This window comes from Candidatus Omnitrophota bacterium (assembly GCA_040755155.1).
Lineage (GTDB): Bacteria > Hinthialibacterota > Hinthialibacteria > Hinthialibacterales > Hinthialibacteraceae > JBFMBP01.
Genome location: JBFMBP010000164.1, coordinates 7,567 through 19,341 on the forward strand (window position 1 = coordinate 7,567; position 11,775 = coordinate 19,341).

At 48.4% G+C, this 11,775-nt stretch carries 10 protein-coding genes and 1 tRNA gene; 7 read left to right on the forward strand and 4 right to left on the reverse strand.

The annotated features are described in order from the left end of the window. Nucleotides 1-80: 80 nt before the first annotated feature. A complete protein-coding gene (locus tag AB1656_25900; protein ID MEW6238833.1) occupies nucleotides 81-1,325 on the reverse strand; it encodes a C45 family peptidase in 1,245 nt (414 codons plus the stop codon). Between the two features lie 124 nt (nucleotides 1,326-1,449). After that, nucleotides 1,450-2,931 carry a right-handed parallel beta-helix repeat-containing protein gene (locus AB1656_25905; GenBank protein MEW6238834.1) on the reverse strand — a complete coding sequence of 494 codons (1,482 nt, stop codon included), beginning with the start codon at nucleotides 2,929-2,931 and terminating at the stop codon, nucleotides 1,450-1,452. Nucleotides 2,932-3,264: 333 nt separating this feature from the next. On the opposite strand from AB1656_25905, the gene AB1656_25910 reads away from it, so the two are divergent. Both AB1656_25910 and spoVG read left to right on the forward strand, forming a co-directional pair. Further along, nucleotides 3,265-3,347: transfer RNA gene (locus AB1656_25910), tRNA-Leu, on the forward strand. Between the two features lie 487 nt (nucleotides 3,348-3,834). After that, on the forward strand, nucleotides 3,835-4,125 hold the full coding sequence (gene spoVG / locus AB1656_25915) for a septation regulator SpoVG (protein MEW6238835.1): 291 nt from the start codon (nucleotides 3,835-3,837) through the stop codon (nucleotides 4,123-4,125). A gap of 183 nt (nucleotides 4,126-4,308) precedes the next feature. Here the strand turns inward: spoVG and murI are convergent, their stop codons facing one another. Continuing rightward, nucleotides 4,309-5,208 carry a glutamate racemase gene (gene murI / locus AB1656_25920; GenBank protein ID MEW6238836.1) on the reverse strand — a complete coding sequence of 300 codons (900 nt, stop codon included), beginning with the start codon at nucleotides 5,206-5,208 and terminating at the stop codon, nucleotides 4,309-4,311. Between the two features lie 853 nt (nucleotides 5,209-6,061). Here murI and AB1656_25925 point away from each other — a divergent pair. From AB1656_25925 to AB1656_25945, 5 genes are all read left to right on the forward strand, one after another. Then, nucleotides 6,062-6,691 carry a sigma-70 family RNA polymerase sigma factor gene (locus AB1656_25925; protein ID MEW6238837.1) on the forward strand — a complete coding sequence of 210 codons (630 nt, stop codon included), beginning with the start codon at nucleotides 6,062-6,064 and terminating at the stop codon, nucleotides 6,689-6,691. A 68-nt stretch (nucleotides 6,692-6,759) separates the two neighbouring features. Next, complete coding sequence (locus tag AB1656_25930; protein ID MEW6238838.1) at nucleotides 6,760-7,275, forward strand: hypothetical protein; 516 nt, start codon at nucleotides 6,760-6,762, stop codon at nucleotides 7,273-7,275. Next, nucleotides 7,272-8,378, forward strand: coding sequence for a MucB/RseB C-terminal domain-containing protein (locus AB1656_25935; GenBank protein ID MEW6238839.1), 1,107 nt, complete (start codon nucleotides 7,272-7,274; stop codon nucleotides 8,376-8,378). Before AB1656_25930 ends, AB1656_25935 begins: the two co-directional genes overlap by 4 nt. 250 nt (nucleotides 8,379-8,628) lie before the next feature. After that, complete coding sequence (lpxB, locus tag AB1656_25940; protein MEW6238840.1) at nucleotides 8,629-9,753, forward strand: lipid-A-disaccharide synthase; 1,125 nt, start codon at nucleotides 8,629-8,631, stop codon at nucleotides 9,751-9,753. Beyond that, nucleotides 9,750-10,505, forward strand: coding sequence for a hypothetical protein (locus tag AB1656_25945; protein ID MEW6238841.1), 756 nt, complete (start codon nucleotides 9,750-9,752; stop codon nucleotides 10,503-10,505). Before lpxB ends, AB1656_25945 begins: the two co-directional genes overlap by 4 nt. Before the next feature lie 33 nt (nucleotides 10,506-10,538). Here the strand turns inward: AB1656_25945 and AB1656_25950 are convergent, their stop codons facing one another. Next, complete coding sequence (locus AB1656_25950; protein ID MEW6238842.1) at nucleotides 10,539-11,630, reverse strand: glycosyl hydrolase 53 family protein; 1,092 nt, start codon at nucleotides 11,628-11,630, stop codon at nucleotides 10,539-10,541. Between the last annotated feature and the right edge of the window lie 145 nt (nucleotides 11,631-11,775).

Here is an 11,775-nt window from a genome sequence, read left to right on the forward strand (position 1 = left end):
GGTCGTCAGCGCACTCTGTCAACCCCCTCTGTATCTCCCCCATCTTGGGGGAGAAAAAGCATTCTAATACCGGATGAACCTCAATTGTTTTGTTTCTCCAATTTGTAATGATAATACGTTTGGTTGCACGCCGGTTCGCCTTCGCTGCTGGCGTTGGCTACCCACGCTTCCAGCGTGGCGGGATGGAAAATGGCGTTGTGCAAATTTCCCTTCATGGAAACCGGCCGCTTGATGAGTTCCATTAAAACCTTCTCGTCCACTTTGCCGTATTGGCTTTCCAAGCGTTCGCAGAAGGCCAGGTAGCGGTCTTCGCCAGACATGATCACGCTGTCGGGGGGCGGCGTATTGAGCATGGCTTCCAGTTTTCCTTCCGCCGATTGGATCAACGTTTGCCATTTGTTCGTCTTGAGTTGAAATCCCTTGACCACCGTGCGGTTGCCCCCGCTGTCTTCGGCGGGCGCGGGAGGAATATTCAATAGCGAGTAGTTTTCGCCCGGCTTGATGAAATGAATCTGCTTCGGCGTGGCGTAGACGCCCCGCGCGTCAGGAATTTTGGAGTCGGAAATGACGTAGAAATATTCGCAAGTGCGCGGCGAGTCTTTGTAAATCCGCAGCGCTTCTTCTAGCGTCGACGCACGCTCCAGCGCATCGCGCATCAACAAGGTCATCGGAACGCCATCCCAATGGCCTTGGCCGCCGCCGCCCATCTCGCCGATGGCGATCTGCTTTTCGTTCATGCCGGTGACGGAGCCGAGGTTGCCCGCGTAACTGACGTTCATGAAAGCGTTGCATCCGTCCGGTTCGACGATCATCAGAACGGCGTTATCTTGTAGCCCCGCGTTGGTCATATAATCCAGAATGCGCACATGGTAGAGGCTGGCGTCATGCGTCGCTTTGCCCATCAGGGCGATGCCGCTGCAATGGAAAGCTTCCGGGAACAGGTTGCCTGCTAGAATTTCTTCGTACGTCAGTCCCGAACCTTCCGCCAGGCCTTTCATCTCCTCGATGAACCGTTCGGGAATATGCGGCAATAGGCGGCTGTGCATTCCACCCCGCAGCATTTTATACATCTGGTATTCTTTGCTCTTGCCTTCTTCGCCCTGATTGTCCGTGATGTTCTTCATATTGCGGACGACGAAATCCTTGAGCAGCTTTCCGTGCTGATAACCTAGCTCATGAGGAGTTCCCTTCAGGTGCAGAACCAATTGCCCCTCAACGCGCTCCAGATAGCCTTTGCCTTCCCGCGCTACGATCTCGCCCTGAGCCAATGGACAAAGGAGCGCCATCAAAAATGCAAATAAAATAGCCCGTCTTACTGTTTTCATAATCAAACCTCATTTTTTATTTACTCTCGCTGTGAGAGTATATAGTATTCGAAAAAAAGGGCATACGGACGATTACCCCCGTATGCCCCTTCTCTCTCTTCAAACCTGTTATTTTCTTTGAATCCTATTGCAGCATCCAGCCTTCGACAACCGACGCCAATCCCTTCGAACCGAGATAGGTTCCGTCTTTACCCGCCGTCGCCGCTTTCGAACCGGCTTTCAAATGAAAATCGCCGTTGCCGGGATCGACGTATTGGGGATCTACGTTCAATAGGTTGCTGGAGGCGATGAATTCCACATCGTCTCCCAATTGGGAATGTTCCGCGAAGATGTCGCAGTAATCGATTTTATATTCGGAAATGGCGCCCGCCATGTTGAGAACGCCGTCGTAATCCACGACGATGCAATTGGTCATCGTCAAGTTGATGACATCCTTGGGCTGATCTGTCGTCGACAATCCTACGCCCGCAAACGATTTATATAAATCGCAATGATCGAAGATCGCCGTCGATGAACGTCCGCTGGAAGAAGCGCGGAAAAACATGTTGGGACCGGAAGTGCCGGCGATGACGGTGTGGTTTACGCTTAAGAGTCCCGTCTCCATGCTGATTCCGTGATGTCCGGGTTCTTTTCCGCAATTGAGAATCATGCAGCTTTCGATGAGTCCTGTGGGCGTCCCTTGAGCATCGTTCTCTTCTAGTTCGTTATCCTCCAACTGAACGCCATGCTCGCTGCAATTCTCGATCACGCAGTTGTTCAAAGTGATGCTGCCATCCCCGGCATTGACGCCTATGCCGATGTTATCGTGAATATGGCAATTCATGGCTAAAACGGCGCCATCGTCAATCTCTATGCCGTTGCTGTTGCCCGTAAATTCGCAATCGACGAGCGTCGATTCCGGCGCAGGAACGGGAACGCCTAAATCCAAGGGCAGATCGGCGCTGGCGAAGGCGTAAGGATATCCCGAAATCTTGCATCGCTCCGCTTTAAAACCTATAGCGTCTATGGACTTGCCTTGCATGAAACTGACAACGTCCATCGGCGAAACTACCATTCCCACGAAATCGCCCGCCGTTTCTGCGCCCGGTCCGACCAACTCGCAATCCGTTACAGTAACGTAGGAACTGATGATCGTGAGAGAGATGGCGATGCCGAGATTGTTCACCGCCGTACCCGTTTGTACGATCTTCAACCCTTGCAGCGTTACGTTATCGCCGTAAATAAAAAATCCTAATTGGTCGTTCGCCCCGAAATCGGCGCCCAATGATGCCAGCGATCCCGTCCGGTTGGAATTGTTGGCGAGATTGATCACTACCTCTTCGTCATTGGCCGCTATAAGAGTCAATTTGTTTTTCTTCAACGGAGGCATATTGATATGGCCGATGTTGGGGTCTTCGTTGTAGGTTCCGCCGCGAATCACGATCGTATCGCCCTCTTGCGCTGCATCGATGGCCGATTGAATTGTGGCGTATCCAGTCGAACCGTCTTTATTGACCGTCAGTGTGGCGGAATAAGCGGCTCCTCCAGTGATGAGCAGAGAGAGAAAAGCCATTCCCAAACCAAGCGTTGTTCTATTTACGAGCTTAATTTTCGATATTTCCATCATCTTAATATCCTTTCCACTTCATAAATGAGTATAAACGAAACCATCAAACGATTGCATTTTGATGAATTACTGCAGCGGAGTCAATAGAGTCTTTTATATAAAGCTGTAAAATCTTTGTTAGGAGCAATCTATTCTGTGAGACTGTGGGACTTTGGGACTTTGGGATTGTATTGTCCCAGTCTCCTTGTCTCCCAGTCTCGCAGTCTCCCAGTCTCCCAGTCTCCCAGTCTCCATATCTTCCTCTCTTTTTTTGCGCGCTTGGGCTTGTCTGTTCCGCGATTTATTGACACAATTCATCCTCGAAAATAGAATAGTAAGAGTAAAAACGTTTATGCCCGGGTGGTGGAACCTGGTAGACACGTACGTTTGAGGGGCGTATGGCTAGCGCCGTGCGGGTTCAAATCCCGCCCCGGGCATTTATTTTTTAATGGTCAAACGATAAATGGCCGATTTCATTGTCAAGAAAACGCTTGCAGGCGCCAAGGACGCAAATCCACTTGACAAATAGAAATAAATCTTTTAAATGTTCAGTCTCCGTTAGAATTTAAAAAATTCGGGAGATTTTATTACGCCAAGTTTCCTCTCCCGAAGAGGAATTATGGCGCGCCGCCATTCCTCCAAAGATAGAGGAAGGCATATGGGCGCGATAAAGAAGCGTAAACGAAAAGTAGATAATATAATATTCCAATCGGTATCGAGGTTTTTCTATGCCATCGGGTAAAAAGCGGAAACGAGCGAAAATCGCCACTCACAAACGGAAAAAGAAGCGGCGTCTCAATCGTCATAAAAATAAGAAATAAAGCCGAATCTCCCGGATTGAATTGCCATCGATGATAATCGGCGTATAATTAAGTTGCTAGGGCCTGTCTATTGGCCTGAACCTCACTTCGTAAGGCGCGAGCGATGGAAATTACGGAAGTTAAAGTTTATCCAGTCCGGAAGCCGGATGACAAACTGAAAGCGTTTGTCACCATCATCCTTGACGATTGCTTCGTTATCCGAGACCTAAAAGTCATCAATGGGAACTCCGGCCTTTTTGTGGCTATGCCAAGCCGCAAAAAGGCTGATGGAACCTATGCGGATATCGCTCACCCTCTCAATTCCGAGATGCGGCAGCAGATGGAAGAGATCGTCATCGGCGAATATAACAAGATCATGGAATTGGAAGGCGGAGAGACGGCGCCTCCCGAATAGATATATGGGCGCGTTGATCTATCCGCTAGCAGCTCCTCCTTTCGATCAGCCTCAATATGAAGTGGCGAGCAACGCTTCGTTTTGAGCCTGTCTTATGGGGATTCGTCAAGGGCTGAAGAACTTTGTCCTTGCCGCCCCTAGGAAATTGGAAGGCGTTATAACGTATGGTTCGAATCCCGGTTGTTACGGCAAGGGTTCGAACCATTGAATCGCATCGGCGAAGATTTTTCCCCGAAAACGGCGCACTTCCTGGACGATGGCGAAGAAATCGGAAGGCGCTTCCACAAACGAGACATCCCCCTTTCCGCATATTCTGCGGTGCAATTTCTCGAATCCCGCGATATCGTCCGAGGCGTAAAACAAATCCTTATAGGTTTTCCTGGGCGAAAACAGGTTATTTTCCTTCAGAATCGCTTCCACTTCCCGGCTGACTTCTTCCGCCGAATTGATCAACGTCACATTCCCTCCCATCGCTTGGCGAATTATGCCCTCCAGCAGTGGAAAATGGGTGCAACCCAGAATTAAGACATCTACGTTTTCTCCACGCAACGGCGTCAAATAGCGCTTGGCCGTCTCCAAGGTGATGGGATCGTCCACCCACCCTTCTTCCGCGAGAGGCACAAATAGAGGGCAAGGGGCGGCGGCGATATGCAACGATCGATCTAGTTCCAGCAGTTTTTTTTGATAAGCGCCGCTGTTTATTGTGCTTTTAGTTCCGATGACGCCGATCCGTCCATTCTTCGTTGCCCTCAACGCCGCTCTTACGCCTGGCTCCACCACGCCGATCGCCGGGCCGGGGAAGGCGTTGCGTATCTCCTCCAGCGCTACCGACGACGCCGTATTGCAGGCGACGATGACAATCTTGGAATCGTGGCTATGCAAGAAGCGGGTGATTTCCACGCTGTATCGCTTTACAGTTTCCGCCGATTTGGTTCCATAGGGTACGCGCGCCGTATCTCCAAAATAACAAAGGGTTTCTTGGGGCATGCGGCGGCTGATTTCCTTTACGACCGTCAAACCGCCAATTCCCGAATCGAAAATTCCAATGGGTTTATTTTTAGCTGGGCATTCGTTTTTATTCATTCAAGTTTCCAATTTTCCGCTTTAAAATGGATGGCTTCCTAAATACATTTTTATATTTGTGAATAAAATCGATCACGTTAGGAAAAATTTATCATTATATCGATTCAATCTAAACACGGAACTTATCGAATCCTAAATCGCTTGCCATTATAGACCATAAAGTTTTTCTGGTACAAGTTTATATTTTTTAGGTAGTTATCTGATTTACTCTATTGATGTCCCCTAGAAAAGATAGCCAAAATCATTCCAAATCCCATTCTTCGATTCCTTTCAATCTTCCTAGGCCAATTCTCTTAACCGCCTGTGGATAAAATGTGAGTGTTTTGAATAGAAAACGTGAATTCCTTGTTCGAATATTTGATTTTTGAAAGATATACGGCAAAGAATTCTCATTGAACATAATATCGATTTATCAAAAAATCTATCCTTGATCCATCGAATCGATTGGCGTTGGAATTCGTTATCTTGTGAATAGAACGCGGAGAGCCTCTTCGTAAGTCGAAAGATGGGGCATAGTTAAAAATCAGAAATAAATACTAAATATTGTGGATAACCTGTGTACATATACAATATATAGTCGAATATGAGGGCTACGCTTCGCATTAAACCTACCCAAAGGCTCTATTCTTTAGCCCTATAATAATGCAAGGTATTAGCAGGATTAATTTGGCTTGACTCGTCTTATAAAAATGTGAACTATTTATTATCTCATGTGAAATTTATATTGAAATCTTTAAGCCTTCTAATCTTATATAAAAATTAAATTGAGATATTCTAGCGTTGTAAAGCGTTATTATTGATATTACCATTATTTTAAATAAGTCACGGCCGTTTTTCTTTCAAGGGAACTTTTATGGCCGATTTTTCGACGAATTTTTCGAACATCAAATCAGCGGAATCAACCGCAGGCAAAAGCGAAGAAGACCGCCGTCTTATTATGTTGTGCCAGGATGGCGATTGCGCCGCTTTCGAGCGCCTCTATCGCCGTTACGCCAAGGATGTATTCAACATGGCGTTGCGGATGGTGGGTTCGTCTGAAATTGCGGAGGAGGTCGTTCAAGAAACCTTTATCTCGGTATTTCGGGATATTCGGCGGTTTCAATTTCAATCCGCCTTCACGACGTGGCTCTATCGAATCGCGCTGCGGCGGTCCGCCGATTATTTTCGCAAGCATAAAAAGCGCATTGATAAAACGATTTCCATTTTTCAGAACAGTCCCGATGAATCTCCGTTCGAATTCCAGGATGGAAATCCCACTCCCGCCGAAAGGGCGCGAGAAAACGAACGAAGAAAAGTATTGGAAGATGCCATAGACTCCTTGAGTTTCAAACAAAAAAAAATTGTAATTTTGCGCTATATTCACCATTTAAGTTACGAAGAAATTGCCGATATATTACAATGCAGGCTGGGAACAGTAAAATCTCGCTTGAATCGCGCACATAAATCTCTTGAGCAGGCGCTTAAAATTTGGGATATTTTTTAAGTTGGGCGATAATGTATTATATGGATTGTCAATGAATTCAATCTGGGTTTATGGAAAAGATTACGCCAATGAATAAAAGATACGATTCCCCCGGATCCGAATCCATGCGGCTTCTACTGCGACGTTATCTCGAAAACGAAACCTCGCAGCAAGAAACGGAAGACGTGGCGGCGCTTCTTCAACGATCGAATGTATGGCGTAGAGAGCTTCAACGGATGAAAAATTTCTTGGCGGCGCTGCAAGAGATGCCTCTTTGCGATCCGCCGGAAAACGTTTGGCGATCTATCTCCAGTTCCATCAAGACCATGAAACCGAAGAGCGTATGGTTTCCCTGGTATTACGCCCATCCCAATTGGGCTTTCGCCGGCCGGGCTATGTCGCTGTTGCTTGCCGTTTCGGCTGGATTGATTCTTGTTCTGAATACGCAGTTTTTATCGCCTGGCTATTTGGTAGTTACGGCGGACGATATTAAAGGTTTTGGCCGCGAAGCGGAAACTTACGCGGCGCTTCACGATCTGAACGGCAATACCCCGCAAACGACGGAAACTCTTGTAGCCTTTTACACTTCCGGCTGGACGGAATGAAATTCGCGGAAAAAAAATATAACGTATTGTGCGCCTTGTTGTCGATAGCGGCGTTCGTCTCGCCGGCGGGGTCCGAACCTGCATCGCAAGAGGAATTGGCGCAGCTCTATCAACAATCCTTTTCCCTTTTTCAAAGTCTTCCCTACGACGGCGCATATTCTTATTTCCGCTCTACTCCCGATGGAGATCGGAATACGGTCGTCAATGTCCGTCAGCGCTCCTCTCAGGAAAGAAAATACGAAATCGTCTCGCCCGAATCCCTTCATGGCCTAGTTATGTTCACTAACAACGAGGGCTTTTGGGGCACATCGCTTAGCGAAGACGAGAGAAAAAAAATCGAAAAGGATTTCCACTTTCTGCCCTTGCATTTTTTCTTTTCCCGAAACGATCTCAACCAAGAAACAAAATTGAAATTTCTCTTAGACAATTACTCTCTTTCCAAGGAAGATAATAAGGAACAAATCGCCGGACGCAAAACCTTTCTTATCCGCATCGATCCCAAAAATCGATATCGCCATTCGTATTTGATCTATCTTGACGACGAGACCAAATCCCTCCTAAAACAAGTTATTATGGATGAAGAGAAGAAACCCGTTGAAAAAATGGAGTTTCAACGGATCCGTTTCGACGAAAAACTCGCGCAAGAGCCGCTTTCCACGGAAAATTTAGTCTTAATTCATCCGTATCGTAAAGACGATCGCAAGGAAGAGAAAAAGGAAGAGAAAAAAGAAGAAAAGCAGAATGATAAAAAACCATGCTTGAATTTTTCTCCTCTCAAAATCGAATGGCTTCCTCGCGGCTTCCAGATGATCGGCGAATCCATCCGGGGAGACGGCGAAAAGCAAACTCTACATACCGTATACAGCGATGGACTCGCCGAGCTTTCCATTTTCCAACGCAAACAAACCAAAGAAGAGAAAGAGGAGCAGGAAAAAGAGAAGCGAGGAGATCAAGTCAAATTATGGGAATGGCGCGGACGAGCCATTTTCTTCCGCGATATATGCGGATTGCGCATCACGGCGATTGGCGACCTCCCCAACAGCGCTCTTTCTCGTACATTGAGCCAAATTCCCACCCTGCCTGAAAATCCAGAGAAAAAATAACCTATATTACGCGCGAAAAAGCAGGATGGGCCGTGTTTTTTCGACTCTCTCAAAGGATTGATCTTTTCCCAGAAGTTTGAGGGGTTTATTCAAGGGCAGAAAAAACCTTGCCCTTGCCACCCTCCTAATCCACACTGCCCCCCAGCTTGCTTTAATCGTGGAATGCATAGATGATTTTGCCTATCGCCGAGAAAAAATCTCGTAAATCAGGGCGGCGCCGTAGCGGCGCCGGGAATTCGAGTTCGAGCCTTTGAGACATCTGAAATTGTTCTTTTCTGTGGGTGAAGAATCGGCCGATCTGCACGCTTCGCGCCTTTGCGCGGAATTGAAAAAACGGGACGCCGAGATCGAACTTTTCGGATTTGGGGGGGAAAAACTGCAGGCGGAAGGCGTGGAGATTCTATATCCCTTGCCGGAACTGGCGCTGGTTGGATTCGTAGAAGTATTGAAGCATCTGCCCGCCATCTTTCGGCTGCAATCGCTGGCGCGGCGCGCGTGGGAGGAACGAAAGCCGGACGCCGTGGTTTTGGTGGATTATCCTGGGTTTAACTTGAGGCTGGCGAAGGCGGCGCATGAAAGAGGGATTCCCGTCTTGTATTACATCGCGCCGCAGGCGTGGGCGTGGAAGGAAGGACGAACGGAAACGATGCGGCGGATCGTGCGCCGGTTGATGGTCATCTTTCCTTTCGAAGAGCCATTTTTTCGTAAACGAGGCGTCGAGACCTGTTACGTGGGGCATCCCTTGCTCGAACGCATAGCGCCCCCGAATGAGAAAGAGACGCATCTGAACGCTCCGCTGATAGGACTGCTGCCGGGAAGCCGCAAGAACGAGTTGCGGCATTTGCTGCCGGTAATGCTGAAGGCGGCAGCTTTGCTGCGGGAGAGGCTGCCGCAGGCTCGGTTTCGGCTGTTTCTGGCGGATGGGCTGCCGGTTAATCTTTTACATTCATTTTCCCTGCCCCACTTCGTCGATGTTGTTCGCGATAAAAATTACGAACGGCGGCGGGAGTTGGATTTCGCCTGGACGGGATCGGGAACGGCGACAGTGGAAAATGCATTATTAGGGATTCCGATGGCGGTATTGTTCCGGAGCCACCCCATAAACGTGTTTCTAGGGCGGCGGCTGGTTCGGATTCCTTATATCGGGATGGTCAATCTCATCGCGCAAAAGGGCGTATGTCCGGAATTCATCCAGGAACAATGCCAGCCGGAGACGCTGGCGCGGTATGCGGAGGAATTGTTGTCTTCGCCCGAACGGTATTTTGAAATGATAGAAGATTTGAAGAAAATGCGGGCGCGTATGGGAGAAGCGTCCGCGTCGAAGCGAGCCGCCGAGGAGATATTCGCTGCGTTGTCATGCGAGGAGCAATCTTGAGCGCGAGGATCGTTCGAGAAGGAATAACACCTTCCCTCGCTTCCCCGTCGATCGAAAGGACGAATGTTGTGGCCGACCAGCTGGCTTCTTTTTATCGAAATCAAACGTTTGCGTTAACGCTGGATTCGTGCGCCGTTGCGGCGGCGCTGGCGTTGATTTATTTCATCGCCATGAAAATGTTATCTGTTCTTTTGCGGGCGGCGCATTGGCCGCGGCTGTTTTATGGTTTGGATAAGCTGTTATTGGGTTATCTTCTCGCTGCGTTGGCATCAGTGATTTTCGGGAAAGATTTTTGGACGCATACTAAGATTTCTTACATCGTCCTTCTTGGAATGGGCGCCTTTCTGGGATTTTTCTACGCTGTGGGGGAAGCGGCGCCGGGGAAACAGGCTTGGTCGTATACGAAAGATGGGCCGCCAAAGGAATGGAACTGGATTGATTTGTCGTTTCCGATTTTCTTCATCATTCTTTATTTTGTTTTTTTCTACTACCCGGTTTTAGTTCCGCAAAAGGCGATTCTGGACGGCCTTCATTGGCCTGCTATGGCTAAAGAATGGCTTCTGAAAAAAGTGGAGAAGCCGGGGGAAGAGAGAGGACCTTACGCCGTGTTGTTCGTGGTTCATTTGGCGTGCGCTGCCTATGTTCTGCGAAAGATAGGATTGGGTTTAGCCAATGCGGGATCGTACGTTAAGGGATTATTGGAGCCGCAAGAAAAAGATTCTAGCGAGGAGGACGATCGAATCGCCGAATAAGGGACTAAAAAAAACATCGCGATCGGCTTGGCCTTATTTCTTCGCGGCGGAAAAATAACGCCGCCAAATCGATAGAACCGGTCTTGCAGTTCCTTTTTCGTCGAGCAGGCCGCAATCTTTCCAGACGACGAAGGCTTCCGGGGAAGAGGCTTTAATTTTATCCCAAAGCGCGTCGTAATCGCGAGAGAGAAACGATACGATGAAAAGATATCGATCCCGCTGCGCCGTTTGGAATAACGTTTGGTAATACTTGGCCTGACTGTCGGGACTGCCGGGAATTTCGAGATGGAATGTTTTTAGATGGATGGTTTCCCCCGGATAGCCCGTCTCGCCGATGGCGATGGGTTTATCCGTAAAGGATCGCAGCCAGTCAAGATCGGCGTTGGCATGATCAAGGTTGCCAATCATGAAGGGATAATAACTGATCCCCACGACATCGCAATATTGTAAAAACGCCTTGATTTCTTCCTGCTGCGCTTTAACGTCGCTCCATCCTTCGTTTCTTAAATTATGCAGCGTAAAGGTGGCGAAAATGGGCAAAGCGGGATTCTCTTTTTTTAATTCTGTATAGGTGGATCGATAGAGATCGAGGAACGGCGCCCATTGCGCCGGAGCGTTATGGAACAATTCGTTAACTTCGATGCCAATGGCCAGATAATCGGGCTTTAGGCGCTTGATGGCGCGGCGGCAGTAATTCAAGTAGGCTTTTTTCACGAGAGGATCGTCGAACGGCTTGTTTTGAAACGTTTCCGGCAACGGCATGTTCTCTTTCTCGCCCCAATACAGCGCCATACCCTTGCGGTCGCCGTTCATCGGCGTGACCGAGACGAAAATTTTTCTGCCCGCGGATGCTTGGACGCGCCGGTCCCAGTTTCTTTCCAAATCGAAGGAATATGGCGCGCCATCCAAGGATTCCGTCCAGGGAACGCCCGAATCCAGATGATGGGCGATGATGTCGCCGTTCTCTCTTACGAATCGATAAGCGTCGTCGACGGCCTCTTGCGAAATGTCGTAAGGGAAAGGAGTGAATCCCATATAAAATGGGCGGACGGCGTCCTCTTCCGCGTCCAGCAGGGAAGGCGATAAAGAGAAGAGTATGAAGAAAAGGGTTTTTTTACATGACATGGCAATCGAGAACCTCGTAAGAAAAGATGGCTATCATTTCTATTACGCAACATCATTCTTCCCCTTTCAAAAAAAAGAAAATGTTTTCGGTAATATGGTTTGAATCGCGCCTCTGCATAGAGCGGGATATCCAAGAAACAGAGAT